Annotated in this window: 15 protein-coding genes and 2 tRNA genes; 1 reads left to right on the top strand and 16 read right to left on the bottom strand. The window is 67.5% G+C overall.

Features of this window, described 5'->3' with window-relative positions; all coding sequences use genetic code 11:
• Position 1 precedes the first annotated feature (1 nt).
• Entirely contained in the window at positions 2-1,309 is a 1,308-nt protein-coding gene (locus tag KIG99_RS16615; RefSeq protein ID WP_226461152.1) for an adenylosuccinate synthase, read from the top strand.
• A gap of 102 nt (positions 1,310-1,411) precedes the next feature.
• On the opposite strand, the gene KIG99_RS16620 is transcribed toward KIG99_RS16615, so the two are convergent.
• From KIG99_RS16620 to KIG99_RS16695, 16 genes are all read right to left on the bottom strand, one after another.
• Positions 1,412-1,792 carry a hypothetical protein gene (locus KIG99_RS16620; RefSeq protein WP_226461153.1) on the bottom strand — a complete coding sequence of 127 codons (381 nt, stop codon included), beginning with the start codon at positions 1,790-1,792 and terminating at the stop codon, positions 1,412-1,414.
• Positions 1,793-1,993: 201 nt separating this feature from the next.
• Positions 1,994-4,219, bottom strand: a complete 2,226-nt coding sequence (locus KIG99_RS16625; RefSeq protein ID WP_226461154.1) for a PhoX family protein — start codon at positions 4,217-4,219, stop codon at positions 1,994-1,996.
• 86 nt (positions 4,220-4,305) lie between these two features.
• The gene (gene gspN / locus KIG99_RS16630) at positions 4,306-5,094 is read right to left on the bottom strand and encodes a type II secretion system protein N (protein ID WP_226461155.1); all 789 of its coding nucleotides are present in this window, start codon (positions 5,092-5,094) and stop codon (positions 4,306-4,308) included.
• Positions 5,091-5,597: a type II secretion system protein GspM gene (gene gspM / locus KIG99_RS16635; RefSeq protein ID WP_226461156.1), complete on the bottom strand. Its 507-nt coding sequence runs from the start codon at positions 5,595-5,597 to the stop codon at positions 5,091-5,093. Before gspM ends, gspN begins: the two co-directional genes overlap by 4 nt.
• The gene (gene gspL / locus KIG99_RS16640) at positions 5,594-6,775 is read right to left on the bottom strand and encodes a type II secretion system protein GspL (RefSeq protein WP_226461157.1); all 1,182 of its coding nucleotides are present in this window, start codon (positions 6,773-6,775) and stop codon (positions 5,594-5,596) included. The genes gspM and gspL overlap by 4 nt, the downstream gene beginning before the upstream one ends.
• On the bottom strand, positions 6,772-7,686 hold the full coding sequence (gspK, locus tag KIG99_RS16645) for a type II secretion system minor pseudopilin GspK (protein ID WP_226461158.1): 915 nt from the start codon (positions 7,684-7,686) through the stop codon (positions 6,772-6,774). Before gspK ends, gspL begins: the two co-directional genes overlap by 4 nt.
• Positions 7,667-8,251 carry a type II secretion system minor pseudopilin GspJ gene (gspJ, locus tag KIG99_RS16650; protein WP_226461159.1) on the bottom strand — a complete coding sequence of 195 codons (585 nt, stop codon included), beginning with the start codon at positions 8,249-8,251 and terminating at the stop codon, positions 7,667-7,669. Before gspJ ends, gspK begins: the two co-directional genes overlap by 20 nt.
• Positions 8,248-8,613: a type II secretion system minor pseudopilin GspI gene (gspI, locus tag KIG99_RS16655; protein ID WP_226461160.1), complete on the bottom strand. Its 366-nt coding sequence runs from the start codon at positions 8,611-8,613 to the stop codon at positions 8,248-8,250. Before gspI ends, gspJ begins: the two co-directional genes overlap by 4 nt.
• Positions 8,610-9,062: a prepilin-type N-terminal cleavage/methylation domain-containing protein gene (locus KIG99_RS16660; RefSeq protein WP_226461161.1), complete on the bottom strand. Its 453-nt coding sequence runs from the start codon at positions 9,060-9,062 to the stop codon at positions 8,610-8,612. The genes gspI and KIG99_RS16660 overlap by 4 nt, the downstream gene beginning before the upstream one ends.
• 13 nt (positions 9,063-9,075) lie before the next feature.
• Positions 9,076-9,516 carry a type II secretion system major pseudopilin GspG gene (gene gspG / locus KIG99_RS16665; RefSeq protein WP_226461162.1) on the bottom strand — a complete coding sequence of 147 codons (441 nt, stop codon included), beginning with the start codon at positions 9,514-9,516 and terminating at the stop codon, positions 9,076-9,078.
• 7 nt (positions 9,517-9,523) lie between these two features.
• On the bottom strand, positions 9,524-10,735 hold the full coding sequence (gene gspF, locus KIG99_RS16670) for a type II secretion system inner membrane protein GspF (RefSeq protein WP_226461163.1): 1,212 nt from the start codon (positions 10,733-10,735) through the stop codon (positions 9,524-9,526).
• 4 nt (positions 10,736-10,739) lie between these two features.
• A complete protein-coding gene (gspE, locus tag KIG99_RS16675; protein WP_404817891.1) occupies positions 10,740-12,212 on the bottom strand; it encodes a type II secretion system ATPase GspE in 1,473 nt (490 codons plus the stop codon).
• A 17-nt stretch (positions 12,213-12,229) separates the two neighbouring features.
• Positions 12,230-14,293, bottom strand: coding sequence for a type II secretion system secretin GspD (gene gspD, locus KIG99_RS16680; protein ID WP_226461165.1), 2,064 nt, complete (start codon positions 14,291-14,293; stop codon positions 12,230-12,232).
• Between the two features lie 9 nt (positions 14,294-14,302).
• On the bottom strand, positions 14,303-15,046 hold the full coding sequence (locus KIG99_RS16685; RefSeq protein ID WP_226461166.1) for a type II secretion system protein N: 744 nt from the start codon (positions 15,044-15,046) through the stop codon (positions 14,303-14,305).
• Positions 15,047-15,054: 8 nt separating this feature from the next.
• Positions 15,055-15,139: transfer RNA gene (locus KIG99_RS16690), tRNA-Leu, on the bottom strand.
• A gap of 196 nt (positions 15,140-15,335) precedes the next feature.
• Positions 15,336-15,420: transfer RNA gene (locus tag KIG99_RS16695), tRNA-Leu, on the bottom strand.
• Between the last annotated feature and the right edge of the window lie 32 nt (positions 15,421-15,452).

Below are 15,452 nucleotides of genomic sequence, written 5' to 3' on the forward strand. Positions count from 1 at the left end.
AATGGCCAAGAATGTCATTGTGGTGGGTACCCAGTGGGGTGATGAGGGCAAGGGGAAGATCGTCGACTGGCTGACCGACCACGCCAAGGGTGTGGTCCGCTTCCAGGGTGGCCACAATGCCGGCCATACGCTGGTTGTCGGCGAGCAGGTCTACAAGCTGAACCTGGTGCCGTCGGGCATCGTGCGTGATGGCGTCGATTGCTACATCGGCAATGGCGTCGTGCTCGACATCCATCACCTGATCTCGGAAATCGCCGAGCTCGAGAAGGGCGGCATCGACGTCCGCTCGCGCCTCAAGATCAGCCCGGGCTGCCCGATCATCCTGCCGTACCATTCGGCGATCGACAAGGCGCGCGAAGGCGCCAAGTGCGCCGACAAGAAGATCGGCACGACCGGCAAGGGCATCGGCCCGAGCTACGAAGACAAGGTCGCCCGTCGCGGCCTGCGCGTCTATGACCTGTTCTATCCGGAACGCTTTGCCGAGAAGCTCAAGGAAGTGCTGGAGTACCACAACTTCGTACTGACCGAGTATTTCAAGGCCGATCCGGTCGACTACCAGACCGTCTACGACCAGGCGATGGCCGATGCCGAGTTCATCAAGCCGCTCGTCGTCGACGTCTCGGCTGCGCTTTACGATGCGCATGCCGCCGGCCAGAACATGCTGTTCGAAGGCGCCCAGGGTACGCTGCTCGACATCGACCACGGCACCTACCCGTTCGTCACCTCGTCCAACTGCGTCGCCGGCCAGGCGGCAGCGGGCGCCGGCGTCGGTCCGGGCATGCTGCATTACGTGCTGGGCATCACCAAGGCCTACTGCACGCGCGTCGGCGGCGGTCCGTTCCCGAGCGAGCTGGATATCGATACCGAAGGCACGCCGGGCCACCAGATGTTCTCGGTCGGCAAGGAATTCGGCACAGTGACCGGGCGCAAGCGCCGTTGCGGCTGGTTCGACGCCGCGCTGCTGCGTCGCTCGGCCCGTATCAACGGCCTGACCGGGCTGTGCATCACCAAGCTCGACGTGCTCGACGGCCTCAAGGAAATCAAGATCTGCACCGGCTATCATCTCGGCGACAAGATCGTTGACCTGCTGCCGATCGGTGCCGACGACGTGGCGCGCTGCGTGCCGATCTACGAAACGATGCCGGGCTGGGAAGGCACGACCTTCCGCGTCAAGCGCTGGGAAGACCTGCCGCAGGCTGCCCGCAACTACCTGAACCGCCTTGAGGAACTGTGCCAGGTGCCGATCGCCATCGTGTCGACCGGCCCGGAACGCGACGAGACCATTCTCAAGCAGCATCCGTTCAACTAACCGGCAGCGCCGGTCAAGTCCGCTGGGTGCAATTCCTGCGGCAAAGAGAAACGGGCCCGGCGGGCCCGTTTTTATTTTGTTGCCATCCGTTTTGCGTCTGGCTCAGCGCGGCGGCATGACCTGCTGCCAGCCTTCCGGGCAATACTGGACATAGGGATAGTATTCACCGGCCGAACCGCAGTAGTACCAGTTGCCGGCGGCCGGCTGGATGCGCACCGGCGGCGGAGGCGGTGCAACATAGACCGGGGCGGGCTGATACTGGTTGTAGGCGACGGCACCGACTGCCAATCCGGCGATGGCGAGGGCTGCCGCCGGACCGATCCAGCCGTGGCCGCCGCGCTGGCCGTGATGATGGCGTTCCGGCCCCGGACGATAATCGCGGTGGCCGCCGTAGCCGCCGTGGCGACCCCAGTCGGCCTGGGCGGTGCCGATGCTGCCCAGGGCAAGGCTGGCGGCAAGCAGGAGAGCGGTGGCTTTTTTCATGATCTGGCTCGTTGTGGTCTTGATGAGCCGAATAACGCGCTGTCGTCGGTCGCCGCTTACCGCTGCTGTGTACGCAGATGTTAGCAATTGTTGCTGTACGGTCGACGTGCTGAAAAAGCCTGTTTTCCCGCGGTCGACCGCTGCCGTAAACGAAAAAAGCTGCCGCACTCGCGCGCGGCAGCTTTTCGGGCTTGAAAGAACTCAGGAACCGATCAGGCCGCCGTCGTTCTTGGTGATGACAACGGTCGTCGAGCGCGGCCGTGCCGTGCCGTCTTCCGGCCAGTGGCTTTCGTAATTGGCGGGAATGGCGATATTCGCGGCGGTGCTGTTTTCACCCGGGTGCTGGATGTTGACGAAGATCGTCTTGCCATCCGGCGTCTCGGTGATGCCGGTAATTTCGCAGCCCTTCGGGCCAACCAGGAAGCGGCGCAGGGTCGCATTGCTTGCATCCTTGCCGGCGTAGGTGGTGACCGTCTGGTTGGCTGCGCCATTCGAAGGCACGGCCAGATTGGTGACGCTGACACTGCCACCATCGCCATAGGCACCGGGCAGGGCTGCCAGCATCATGCAGTTGGTGACGTCGGTGTAGGAGCTGTCGTCGGTCTGCAGCCACATCAGGCCGGGCACCGCCTGGCTGAACCAGAGGCCGTCCGGGCTCGAGAAATCATTGTCGTCGGTCAGGCCGGAGATGTTGATCGAAGTCGTATCGAGACCGGTTTCGGCGCCGAACAGGTAGATGTCCCAATGGAAGGTGGTCGCGGCGGCTTCGCTGCCGGTTTCACGCATGCGGATGATGTGGCCGTTCGGGTTGCCCTTGTTGCCTTCGCCATCGTCGTAGTAGCGCGGATTGGCGGCATCGAGACCGCGCGGCGTGCCGGCGGTGAAGGTGCCGGTCTTGCCGCGATCCGCGTTCTTGGTCAGGGTGACGTACACGTCGCCGGTGGCCGGATGCACACCGGCCCATTCCGGGCGGTCCATCGGCGTGGCGCCGACCGCATCGGCGGCCAGGCGGCAGTTGATCAGCACATCGGCCTGGTTGGCGAAGGTGTAGCTGGCATAACCTGAGATCGCTGGATTGGCGATGTTCAGTTCGGTCCAGGTGCCGCTGCCGTCGGCGGCGAAGGTGGCCACATAGAGCTTGCCGTCATTGAGGTACTTGTCGCCGGCGGTGAAACCGCCGTTGGCATCGGCGGCATCCCAGTTGCTCGTCGAAACGTACTTGTAGATGTATTCGCCGATTGCATCATCGCCCATGTAGAAGACGACCGGCTTGCCGGCAACGGCCTTGGCCGGCATCGCGCCTTCGTGGCCGAAGCGGCCCATGGCCGTGCGCTTGCGCGGGGCGGTGGCGGGGGCGAACGGATCAACCTCGACGACCCAGCCGAAGGTATTGGCGGCATTGCGGTAGTCGAGCGTGCTGTCGGCGCCGGTCAGGTTGAGGTCCCAGCGCGAATAGAGACCGGTGCCGGAGGTGTCGCCGCCGGCCGGGTTGGCCCAGCCGTAGCTGCCGTTGCTCGACGTCGACCCGATGTAGCGGTTCTGGGCGGCTGCGGCATTGGCGCCGAGCGTGGCGCTGGCCGGGCGCTTGAAGTAGCCGGCCCAGTTTTCTTCGCAGGTCAGGTAGGTGCCCCACGGCGTGACGCCGTTGGCGCAGTTGTTCAGCGTGCCGCGCGTCGCGGTGCCGGTCAGCGAGTACGGGGTGACCAGCAGGCTGTCGCCGCTCGCCGGGCCGGCGATGTCCATTGGCGAGGCGGCGGTATAGCGGCGGTTGAAGCCGGACAGCTTGTTGATCGAGAAATTGCTGCTGCGCACGATTTCAATCACCGAGACGCCGTGGGCATGGACTTCCTTGTCGACCTGGCCGGCAACGCGGGCGGTCTTGTCGAAGCCGGTGGTGACTTCGGCGGCGGTGTGCAGGAAGATCTGCGTGATGTTTTCGTGGTTCATGCAGAGCAGGCCGCGATTGACGTTGCTCAGGTCCTTGGCCAGGCCGGCGCTGTTCAGGCCGAAGTAGGCCATGCCGTCATGGTGGTCGCCGGCGCGGAATTCGAAGCTGGCGGCAGTGTCCGTGCCATCGTTGGCGTAAGCGGCGGTCGCCAGATTGATCGGGTCGCCGAGGCGGTAGAGGTATTGCGCGGTGTAGCCGGTCGGAATGCTCAGAACGTCGTTCAGGCTCTTGGCGACGACCGTGAAGCCGAGGCTGAAGCCATTATCGCTGTCGTTGTTCTTGCTGCTCGTCAGGCAGCCGGTCAGGCCGACGCTCATGAAGCTGCTGGCAGCCAGGCCGAAACCGCCCTTGAGGACATTGCGGCGCGACAGGCGGACATTGAGGATGTCGCCTAGGCTGGGGTTGCCGGAGGTGTTCTTGGACACATCATCCTGGCCGTTTGGCGAGTCGGGGTGGTGCTTGGTAAGGAGTTCGGACATGGCTGTTCTCGTTGGTTTGGAAAAAGCACGATTGTCGGCAGGCTTCATGATGTTGGTGTGACGCGGACATGAACACGTCGTGACACTTATGTTGCAGACCAGTCCAGGCGGTAGCGGCCGGTTCCCAGTGGCTGGGCGATCAGTTGCAGGTAGCGGCCGAGGCGGTTCTCCGCATCATTTGCCAGGCGGGCTTCGCCGGTCAACTTGCCCTGCCAGCCGCGCCCGGCATTTTTGCCGTGCAGCGTGAGTTGACCGTCCAGCTCGATAATTCCCGGCCGGCCGCCGCCGAGCCGCGCCTGCAGGCCGTCCGTCTGGTAGGCCCAGTCGATCTCGAGGTCGCCCAGCGGGTAGTCCTCGAGCAGGCCGCTGGCGGCACCGCGCCAGAAGAGCTGGCCGCGGCTGTCGGGAATGCCGGCAAACGACCAGTGGGTCGTGCTCTGGCGGATGTCGAGGTGACCCTGCCAGCCGCTGCCTGGCAGCTTGAGTGCCGGCTGGGCAAGGAGCAGGGCTGCCGGCAGGACGACGCCGTCGGCGTTCAGGTGCAGGCCGTCGCCGGCCAGGGCGAGCGTCGCCCGGCCGTCGCCGAGGCGAATTTCGCTGCTCGCGGAAAATGGTTTGAGTTGCCAGGCGAGCGGGCCGAGATCGTGCCAGGAATCGCTATCCGGCAGGCGTGCGAAGAGACGGCCGCGGCCTTGCCACCAGGCGCCGTCGGCCTCGGCGATCCGGCACTGGCCGGCGCAGGCGGCATTGAGCGCCGCCGCCGGCCAGCTCGCCGGCAATTGTGCCAGACCGAGCAGGCCGCACAGGCCGAGGATGAGCAGGCGGCGCGGCCAGTTGGCCGCCCGGCCGGCCGGGCGCGGTCGCGGATGCCTCATGGCGCCGTCGCCGCGAAGGCGAAGACGGCATCGACCACGACACCGTCACCGCCCGGTTGCAGCCGGACGCGTTGCAGGAGCAGGCGGTTTTCCTGCTGCATTGCAGCGGTCCACGTCAGCCAGCGGGCAAAATCGGTACGCCCTTCAAGCAGCAGTTCGCCATTGCCGTTCCAGCGCGCGACGAGCTTCGGGCCGAGTTCGCCGAGGCGCTGCTCGACGGCCTGGCGCAGCACTTCGGGGCGCGGCAGCGGGCGCGCCGTGTTGGCGGCATTCAGTTGTTGCCAGGCTTCGTAAAGACGGTCGCTCTGTTCGGCCGCTGCCGCCAGTTCGGGCATCTGGCGCAGCAACTTGTGCCGGTTGCTGGCCAGCGACCAGGCGAGTTGCACAACGAGGGCGCCGAGCAGCACCGCGCCGAGTATTTGCAGCGCCCGCCGCTCGCGCGGGGCGCGCTGCTGCCAGAAGGCCTGTGCCTGTTGTTGCCAGTTCAGAACAAGGGTTTTCATCGCAAATCTCCGGCCTGGATGCTGAAACTGCCCGGGGTGGCCTCCGCGATCAGGCGCAGGCCCTGGCCGCGGCCAGCTTCGGCGAGGCGGCTGAGGGCTGCGGCGTCGAGCTGGCTGAGCAGGTGCAGGCGGCCCTGGTCGTAACTGATCTCGCCGAGCTGGCCGGCCTCGTTCGGGGTCAGGCTGGCGAGCGGGCCGAGCAGGCGCAGGAAGTCGTCATCGGCCAGTTGTCCGGCCTGGCGGCGGGCGTTATCGACCTGGCGCCGCATCTGGAGCAGCGGATCGACCAGTGTCGCCTGCGGAAAGGCCTGCCGGAAGCGGGTGACGACATGCTGGCGATAGTCGCTCGCCTGACGCTCGAGCCAGATCCACTGCGCCGTGGCGAGTACGGCGACGAGCAGCGCGGCGCCGGCTGCAAGTTGCCCGGCGCGGCGGAAATGCCGGGCCAGGACGAGGCGCGGCTTGGGTGGTGCCAGCTCGCCGTAGAGAAAGCCGGCACCGGTGGGGAGGCTCAGGTTGGCCGGTTCGGCGCCGCTGTCGCGCAGTTCGCCGCTGTTCCTGCCGGTTTCGAGCAGCGTCGTGACCGAGTCCGGCAACTGGCGATCGAGATTGCGATAGCTGCTGATCGGCAGTTGCGCCAGCCAGCTGCCGAGATGCGGGTCGCTGTCCAGGCTGGCGAAACTGCCGTCGGCCAGCGCCAGATCGAGGCTGCCGGCGTAGAGCCAGGCCTGCCCGGCCGGCAGCGCCATGCCCAGCGGCCAGGCGGCGCGCGGGGCGAGGCCGAGCTCGCGCAACAGGGCGACGATGCCGGCCAGGCGCTGGCGGGCGATGATGCCGATTGCACTGATTTCGTCCGTGCCCGCCTCGGCCGCCGCAAAGAGCAGTTGTTCGGGGGCTTCGAGCAGGTTGTCCTCAAGCGCACCGGCGATCACCTGCGGGCTGCGGGCGCGCGCGGTCTGCGGCAGGCGGGCGCGCTGGCCGGCGCACTGGCTGCCGCTGAGCAGGATTTCGCAGGGCCGGCCGGCGTTGTCGCCGGCGGTTTCGCCGATGCCCGGCCAGTAGGCCGGTTCGCTGTGGCCCTGGCGGACGATGCGGCCGCTGCGGTCGCGCAGCAGCCAGCTGCAGTCGCGGCGTTGTTGCGGCCAGTCGGGAGGAATGAGCAGGATCAGGGTGGTCATCGCAGGCTTTGCCAGTAGATATGGACGGGGCCGCGCTCGCTGGCGCGGCTGATCAGGGTGTCGACCCGGCTGCGGCTGCGCCCGGTGCGAACCTCGATATGGATCAGGAAGTGCCGGCTGGCACCGGTCAGCGGCAGCAGCGGCGCGGGCAGGTTGGGTTCGGGCAGGCGGTTCTGGAAGTCGCCCTGGTCGCGGAACGGCTGCTGCAGGCGTTGGCCGGCTAGGGCGCGTGCCGCCCCGAGGCTGAGTCCGGGCTGCACGGCGGCGAGGACTTCCGGCGGCGCGGTATTGACATTGACCGCCTGCTGGCCGGGCAGGACGCTGACGAAATCCTGCAGGCGGCGCATGTTTTCCGCGCTGTAGCCGGCGATGGCGGGCAACTGGGCCGGATGGTCGAGCGGCCGGGCGAGGCCCGCTGTTTTTTCGTTGCCGCCCAGCGCCGCAGCGAGGCTGTCGGCCAGCCCGTCGGCGAGGCCGAGCAGGGCGAGCAGGCGGCGGTAGGCGCGCAGGGCCTGCGGGTCGAGCTGGCCGTTGCTGCGGCGCAGGTTGTTGAGATTGAAACGGCCCTGCATGTCCTCGATGCGGCCGGCCACTTCGCTTTCCTCATAGCGCAGCGGCGGCAACTGGCGGGCCCAGTCTTCAGTGAACGTGTCGAGGGAACCGGCGCGGCCGTCTGCGGCGAGGATGGCCTGGGCGTAGGCGAGACCGGCGCGCGCCATGGTGTAGGCCTGCGCCTTGTCGCGGCTACCGGCCAGGCGTTCGATCCAGTGATCGGTGCGGCTGAGCAGGCTGATCGCGCTCGCCGCCGCCAGTGCGGTGACCAGGATGGCGATGATCAGCGCCGCGCCGCCTTGCGGTCGACGTCCCGGAAACGGCATTTTTGCCAGGGCTTCAGTCGGCAGCGGGAACATCGAAGATCCTTTCGATCGTGCCACCTTCCTGCAGCTCGAAGCGCAGGCGCAGGGCGCGCGGCAGGGCCTGTCCGGGCGGGTTCGGCCAGCTTGCCAGCCAGCGTCCCTGGCGATCGAGATAGGCGAATTCGAGGTGCTCGATGCCGCTCAGCAGGCGGTAGCTGCGGCCCGGCGCGAGCGCGTCCGGCGTCGGCCAGAGCAGCAGGTCGAGCTGGCCGTCCTGCCAGCGGTAGGCGAGGCGGCTGAGCTGGCCGTCGCTGTCGCCAATCCGCGTGAAACTCATCTGGGCACTTTTTTCCGTGCTGCTGCCCTGCCAGGGCGGTGCGGCGCGGCCGTCGGTTTGTCGCCCGGGGACGGCGATCGCCTGGCGGACGTCGCTGCCGATGCGCTCGCCGACCAGGGCGAGTTCCTGCCAGCGTGCCGTCGTTTCCGTGAGGTGCAGGCTGGCCTGCTGCACGTTGTCGAGACCGCGCCAGCCGAGCGCGCCGATCAGGGCGAGCAGGGCTACCGCGACGAGCATCTCGATCAGCGTGAAACCGGCCATTTTGCAGCGGTCGACCGTCATGGCGCGGGCAAAAAGGCAACCAGGCGGCCGACCGGCGCAGTCGTGCCGGGCGTGGCATAGACTTCGATGTCGACGCGGCGGAATTGCGCCTGCGGCAGCGGCGCGACGCGCTGCCGCCAGGTGAAGCTCTGGCTGCCCATCGCGGCCGTGCCGCGGCTTTCGCCGAGCGCTGGCCAGGCGCGTTCGGCGTAGAGCAGGGCGATCCGGTTTTCGGCGATCCAGCCGGCCAGCTGGCGCGTGCGCAGGGCTTCGATCGTGTCGGCCGAGCTGCTGCCGGCGCGGATGGCCGCAGCCAGCCCGACGGCGAGGATGGCGAGGGCAACGAGGATTTCGAGGAAGGTGAAACCGGCGGCGCGTTTCACGGCATTTCCTCTAGGCTGATCAGGCCGCTCGGCTGGCCGGCGATTTGCCAGTGCCGGGTGCCGTCGCCGAGGCGGACGATGAACAGCGGCGGCGTGGCGCCGAAGCGGATCAGGCTACCCGGCACCTGGGCATGGCCGTCGATTTCCAGGCTTTCGAGGGCGAGTCCCTCGGCCAGCACCAGGACGGGCGGCTGCAGTTCGGCCGGCCGCCAGGTGGCATCCTTCTCGACCAGCAGACGCGCCGTGCCGGTGTCGACCTGCCAGGCCCAGTCGCGCGCTTCTCGGTTGGCCTGGCGTGCCGCGGTTTCGGCCTGTTCCTGCCAGGCGCGGGCGCTGTTGCGCTGGGCGCCCAGGCGGCTGTCGGGCAGGGCGGGCACGACGCTGGTCGCGAGGATGCCGAGCAGGATCAGCACAACGAGGATTTCGATCAGGGTGAAGCCGCGCGCCATGGTTTTTCGCGGCTTACAGCGCCCAGTTGCCGATGTCGGCATCGTTGCCTTCGCCGCCCGCCTGGTCGTCGGCGCCGTAGCTGAAGACGTCGATCTCGCCGTGCAGGCCGGGGTTCAGGTAAAGATAGGGCTGGCCCCAGGGGTCGCGCGGCAGGCGTTCGACGTAGCCGCCGTTCTTCCAGCCGGCCGGCACCGGCGGCAATTGCGGCTTGCTGACCAATGCCGCGAGGCCCTGTTCGCTGCTCGGGTAGCGCTGGTTGTCGAGGCGGTAGAGCTTGAGCGCCTGGACCAGGCTGGCGATGTCCTGGCGGGCGGCGACGATGCGTGCCTCGTCCGGCCGGCTCATCACCTTGGGTACGACGAGCGCGGCGAGGATGCCGAGAATGACGATGACGACCATCACTTCGATCAGCGTGAAGCCAGCGGTCGACCGGCGGAAAAGGGCATTTTTCATGGAGTACCTAGCGCAGCAGTTGGTTGATTTCGATGATCGGTTGCAGGATGGCGAGAACGATGACGAGCACGACGAGGCCCATGCCGAGAATCATCAGCGGCTCGAACAGGCTCATCGCCAGGCCGAGCCGGTGGCTGACCTCGTCGCTTTGCTGGCGCGCCGCCTTGTCGAGCATGGCGTCGAGGCGGCCGCTGTTTTCGCCGCTCGCCACCATGTGCAGCAGCAGCGGCGGGAAATGTCCGGTCTGGGCGAGCGCGCGGTGCAGCGGCATGCCTTCGCGCACCTGGTCCGTGGCAGCGCCAAGTGCGTCCTGCAGCGGACTCAGCCAGAGCACGGCACGCCCGGCCTGCAGGGCATTGAGCAGGGGTACGCCGCTGCCGACCAGGATGGCCAGGGTCTGGGCGAGGCGGGCGCTGTCCAGGCTGCGCAGCAAAGGCCCGAGCAGCGGCAGGCGCATCAGCTGCGTCTGCCAGGCGCGGCGGATCGCCGGCTGGCGCCAGGCACGCCGGGCCAGCCAGGTGCCGAGCAGACCGCCGCCGAGCAGGCCGGGCCAGGCGACGCGCAGGAAGTCGCTGACCGCGATCAGGCCGCGCGTCAGGAGCGGCAATTGCTGCTTGCCGTTCTGGAAGACGGCGACCACCTGCGGCACGACATAGGTCATCAGGCCGAGGATCACGGCGCAGGCGACGGCGACGACGAGCACTGGGTAGACGAGGGCCTGGACCAGGCGCTGGCGCAGCGCGCCGCTGCGTTCGAGATGATCGGCGAGGCGGGTCAGGATGCCGTCGAGCTGGCCGCTCTGTTCGCCGGCCGCGATCAGGGCGCAGTAGAGGCTGTCGAAACTGCGCGGGAAACGCGCCAGCGCCTTGTGCAGCGGATGGCCGGCGAGCAGTTCGGCGCGGATCGCGGCGAGCAGTTGCCGCGTCGCGGCGTCGGCGCTCTGCTCGATCAGCGCGGCGAGGGCGCGCTCGACCGGAATGCCGGCTTCGAGCAGCGTCGCCCACTGGCGGGTGAGTAGCATGAGGGCGGCGTGGCCGAGGCGCGGCGGCCGGCGCAGCGGCGTCTCCGGGCCGGCCGCGCTGACTGCCGTCTGCACCTCGACCGGGAACAGGCCCTGTTCGCGCAGCAGGCTGCGCGCCTGGCGTGCGGTGTCGGCATCGAGCACGCCAGCGATTTCGCCGCCGGCGAGATTGACGGCACGGTAGCGGAAGGCGGCCATGGCGTCAGTTACGCGTCACGCGCAGCAGTTCGGCGAGCGAGGTCTCGCCGGCCGCCAGCCAGCGCAGGCCGTCCTCGTGCAGGTAGCGCAGGCGGCGGTCGCCGCGCCCGGCCAGACGGGCGGCGGCGCGCAGGCCGCTTTCGTCGGTGCCGTGGTGGAGCAGCGGGCGCAGCGTCTCGTCGATCTCGAGCAACTCGTAGATGCCGATCCGGCCGAGATAGCCCGTCTGCGCGCAGTGCGGGCAGCCGACCGGCTCGCAGAGCTGGCTGATTTCGGGCGGTAATTGGTCGTCGACCGTTGCCGGACGCGTCGTCTTGCACTGCGGGCAGAGCCGGCGCACCAGGCGCTGCGCGAGGATGCCGAGCAGGCTGGAGGCGAGCAGGAAGGGCTCGACGCCCATGTCGATCAGGCGGGTCGCAGCGCTGGCGCTGTCGTTGGTATGCAGCGTGGCGAGCACGAGGTGGCCGGTCAGACTGGCCTGGACGGCGATCTGCGCGGTTTCGCCGTCGCGGATCTCGCCGATCATGACGACGTCCGGGTCCTGGCGCAGGATGGCGCGCAGGGCGCGCGCAAAGTCGAGGTCGATGCGCGGATTGACCTGGATCTGGCCGACCCCGGCCAGTTCGTACTCGACCGGGTCCTCGACCGTCATGATGTTCTGCTGCCGCGCATCGAGGCGCGACAGCGCGGCGTACAGCGTCGTCGTCTTGCCCGAGCCGGTCGGCCCGGTGACCAGCACGATGCCGTGCGGCTGGCCGATCAGGTGATCGATGCGGGCCAGGGTATCGGGCGCCATGCCGAGCCGCGCCAGGTCGAGCCGCTTCGGATCCTTGTCGAGCAGGCGCAGGACGACGCGTTCGCCGTGGCTGGAAGGCAGCGTCGAGACGCGCACGTCGATGCCGCGCCCGCCGATCCGGATGCCGAGGCGGCCGTCCTGGGGCAGGCGTTTCTCGGCGATGTCGAGGCTGGCCATGATCTTGATGCGCGACACCATGGCCGCATGCAGCGCCCGGTTCGGGCGCACCACGTCGCGCAGCATGCCGTCGAGGCGAAAGCGCACGCAGGAGTGGCGTTCGTAGGGTTCGATGTGGATGTCCGAGACATCCTCGCGCGCAGCCTGGGTGAGCAGGGCGTTGATCATGCGGATGATCGGCGCGTCGTGCCGGGTGTCGAGCAGATCCTCGATCGGCGGCAGTTCCTCGACCAGGCGCGCGATGTCGAGATCCTGGTCGATGTCGTCGGCGACTTCGGCCGCCGTCTGCTCGCCCTGGGCATAGGTTTCGGCCAGGCGGCGGGCGAACTCCTCGGCGGCGACCGGCTGCGGTTGCAGGGGCAGGGCGCTGGTGCGGCGGATTTCGGAAAGTGCGGCGAGCGGCAGCGGCGCATCGGTGCGCCAGAAAACAGGCAAAAAATCGGCGTCGACCGTACCGAGCACGACACCGTGCTGGCGGGCGAAAGCGTAGGGCAGGCGAGTCATTACCGGCATTGCTGCGCTCAGTTCGCGGCCGGCAGGGCCGGCAGTTCCGGCACGCCGGCTTCGCCCCAGCTCGGGATCTGCTTCTCGCCCTGACGCTTCTGGCCGTCGAGCAACTGCTGGTAGCGATCCTCGGTCATGTCCTTGTAGGCGAGTTCGTCACGCACGATGCGCGGGCGCAGGAAAACCATCAGGTTGGTTTTCTTGCGGCTGCGGTCTGCGTAGCGGAAGAAATTGCGCAGGAAGGGAATGTCGCCAAGCAGCGGCACTTTCTCCTCGTTGGCGCCGAAACTGTCCTCGATCAGGCCGCCGAGCACGATGATCTTGCCGTCGTCGACGAGCACGCTCGACTCGATCGAGCGCGTGTTGGTGATCGGCCCGGTGGTGTTGCTCGCCGTGCCCGACTGCACCGACGAAGCCTCCTGGTAGATCTGGATGCGCACGACGCCGCCTTCGGTGATCTGCGGCTTGACCTTCAGCGTCAGGCCGACGTCGCGCCGCTCGTAGGTCTGGAAGGGCGTCACCGTGCTGGTCGTACTGGTCGTGCTGTAGGAGCCGGTGACGAAGGGCAGGTTCTTGCCGATGACAATTTTCGCCTCTTCGTTGTCCAGGGTCATGATGTTCGGCGTGGACAGGATGTTGGCGTGCGCCTCGCTTTCCAGGACGCGGGCGAGAAAGCCGAGATTGGCAATGGTGCCGACGCCGGGAATGGTGATCTTGCCGTTGGTGATGCCGAGATTGAGGCCGGTGCCCAGCGTGCTGATCGAGGTCGACGCGGTGATGATGTTCTGGCCGGTGCCGCCGAAATTGGTGCCGCCTATCGTGCTCAGGCCGGTCTTGCCGAGGCCGCTCAGATCCTGCCACTGGATGCCGAATTCGGCGGCGCGTTCGGCGCTCAGCTCGACGATCAGCGCCTCGATATGGACCTGGGCGCGGCGCCGGTCGAGCATGGCGATGACGTTCTGCAGGTTGTTGAAGACCGGCTCGGGCGCCGTGATGATCAGCGAATTGCTCGCCACATCGGCCTGCACCATGCTGCCCGGGACGAGGGCGGCGCCGTTCTGGCTGCTGCCGCTCTCGTTTGCCCAGTTGCTGCCGGCGTTGCTGCCCGTTGCTGCGTTCTGCGTGCTCAAGGCATTGTTGCCGGTGCCTGTGCTGCTGCCGCCGGATGGCGTGCTGCCGGTGAGGCGGGTGTTCTGGCCGGCGGCATTGCCGCTGCCGGTTTCGCTGCCGAGGATGGCGCGCAGCATCTGGGCGATGCGCGGCGCCTCGGCATGTTTCAGGTAAACGACGCGGATGTTGCCGAAGCCGGCATCCGGCTGGTCCATTTCGCTGGCCAGCGCGGCGGCGCGGGCGAGCAGCCCGGGATTGTCGGCACGCAGGATGATGCGGTTGCCGCGCGGGTCGGCCGTCGCGACCAGGCTGCCGGCGGTGCCCGCGGCGCCGTTGCCGAACAGGCGGCCGATGTTGGCGGCGACCTCGATCGCCGAGGCATGCTTGAGGCGGATGACCTGCGGATCGTCGCCGTGCGGCACGTCGATCGAGGCAATGATGCGTTCGATGCGGCGCAGGTTGTCGGCGGCATCGGTGACGACCAGGGTATTGCTGCCGGCGTTGGCAGTAATCGACTGGTTGGGGCCGACCAGCGGTTTCAGTGCATTCAAGACCTGCGGCGCCGATTCGTAGCGGATGTGAAAGACCTGGGTCGTGATCTGGTCGCCCAGGCCGCGCCCGCCGACCGGGCCGGCATGCAGGCGGGCATCGGCGTCGGGCAGGATCTTGGTCACCGCACCGCCCTCGACCACTGAGTAGCCCTGCATGCGCAGCGCCGAGACGAGCACCTGGTAGGCCAGGTCGCGCGATACCGGCTTGCCGGAAACGATGTTGATCGTGCCCTTGACGCGCGGATCGATGACGAAATTGCGCCCGGTAATCTGGCCGATTGCCTTGACCGCCGACTCGATGTCGGCACCGACGAAATTGAGGGTCATTTCCTCGCTGGCGGCCAGCCCGGGCAAGGGCGAGGCGAGGCAGCAAAGCAGGAGGCAGGCGTGCAGCAGGTGGCGCTTGAGGCGGGTGTTCATCGGTTGGGGTCAGTTTTCGGAAGAAGGTGAAGCCGCTTCGGCGGTCTGTGTGGCAGGGAGATTCAACTGGCTGCTGGTGCTGCCGGCGAGCAGCTCGACCTGGCGGGGGGTGATGCGCTTGACGATGAACTGTTCGCCAATCCGGTCGCCGACGGCGACGACCAGCGGTGTTGCTTCGCCGTCGCGGCGGATGATGGCGCGTGCCTGCGCCGCCTGGTCCGAGGCGAAGACGCCGAGCAGTTGCAGGTGGCTGGCCGGTTCGGCGCGCGGTGCGGCCGCGCTTGCTCCGGCGAACAGGGGCGAGGCGACGAGAAGTGCGGCCGCTGCCTGCGGATCGTTGTTGCGATTGCTTGCCGGTGCGGCGGCGGGCAGCACGAAGGCGCCTAGCAGGCCGGCGAGCAGCCAGACGGCGGCGAGCAGCACGACGAGGCTGGCGAGATGTCCGAGTGCCGGCCAGAGCGGCGCCGGGTCGAGGCGAGGGAAAAGCTGGGCGGGGCGGCGCAAGGTGATCATGTCGGCGGGAAAGGGCGCTATGCCGGGGGCGGTGCCGGCCCGGCGAAGGACGCACGATAGTCGGCCTTTGTTACGCTTCGATGACGCCTTGTCATATTCGCCATGGCTGCCCGGTCGGGCCGGCGTGATCGCCGGGGGGGGCTGTTTCCGGAAGCCGGAAACGACAAAGGCCACCGAAGTGGCCTTGATCATGTTGCGGACTGAACCGCTTTTCGCGTTCTTGTCGGTGGCGACCGACAAGAAATCGCTGGTGCCCAGGAAGGGACTCGAACCCCCACGGAGTTACCCGCTAGTACCTGAAACTAGTGCGTCTACCAATTCCGCCACCTGGGCACAGGTGCGAAGAGGGCGCATTATAAGGATTTTCTTCGGTCTGTACAGCGTTTTCGCAAAATTTTTTTATCCGGTCCGGCGCGGCGATTTCCCGGCGACGCCTGTGGCGCCCTGTGAGACAATGCGGCCTGTCCCGCAGGTGTGGGGCAGAAATGAAAAAAGGCCTTGTTTTCACAAGGCCTTCAGTCAAAATCGTTGGTGCCCAGGAAGGGACTCGAACCCCCACGGAGTTACCCGCTAGTACCTGAAACTAGTGCGTCTACCAATTCCGCCACCTGGGCACAGGTGCGAAGAGCCGCGATTATAGAGAAAG

The sequence above is a fragment of the Quatrionicoccus australiensis genome, assembly GCF_020510425.1.
Classification (GTDB): domain Bacteria; phylum Pseudomonadota; class Gammaproteobacteria; order Burkholderiales; family Rhodocyclaceae; genus Azonexus; species Azonexus australiensis_A.

Coding starts and splice junctions, on each gene's coding strand:
- KIG99_RS16660 (WP_226461161.1), bottom strand. CDS start 9,062: ATGGCGCGCGGCTTCACCCTGATCGAAATCCTCGTTGTGCTGATCCTG.
- KIG99_RS16620 (WP_226461153.1), bottom strand. CDS start 1,792: ATGAAAAAAGCCACCGCTCTCCTGCTTGCCGCCAGCCTTGCCCTGGGC.
- gspG (WP_226461162.1), bottom strand. CDS start 9,516: ATGAAAAATGCCCTTTTCCGCCGGTCGACCGCTGGCTTCACGCTGATC.
- gspD (WP_226461165.1), bottom strand. CDS start 14,293: ATGAACACCCGCCTCAAGCGCCACCTGCTGCACGCCTGCCTCCTGCTT.
- gspL (WP_226461157.1), bottom strand. CDS start 6,775: ATGACCACCCTGATCCTGCTCATTCCTCCCGACTGGCCGCAACAACGC.
- gspK (WP_226461158.1), bottom strand. CDS start 7,686: ATGTTCCCGCTGCCGACTGAAGCCCTGGCAAAAATGCCGTTTCCGGGA.
- gspM (WP_226461156.1), bottom strand. CDS start 5,597: ATGAAAACCCTTGTTCTGAACTGGCAACAACAGGCACAGGCCTTCTGG.
- gspN (WP_226461155.1), bottom strand. CDS start 5,094: ATGAGGCATCCGCGACCGCGCCCGGCCGGCCGGGCGGCCAACTGGCCG.
- gspF (WP_226461163.1), bottom strand. CDS start 10,735: ATGGCCGCCTTCCGCTACCGTGCCGTCAATCTCGCCGGCGGCGAAATC.
- KIG99_RS16615 (WP_226461152.1), top strand. CDS start 2: ATGGCCAAGAATGTCATTGTGGTGGGTACCCAGTGGGGTGATGAGGGC.
- gspE (WP_404817891.1), bottom strand. CDS start 12,212: ATGACTCGCCTGCCCTACGCTTTCGCCCGCCAGCACGGTGTCGTGCTC.
- KIG99_RS16625 (WP_226461154.1), bottom strand. CDS start 4,219: ATGTCCGAACTCCTTACCAAGCACCACCCCGACTCGCCAAACGGCCAG.
- gspJ (WP_226461159.1), bottom strand. CDS start 8,251: ATGACGGTCGACCGCTGCAAAATGGCCGGTTTCACGCTGATCGAGATG.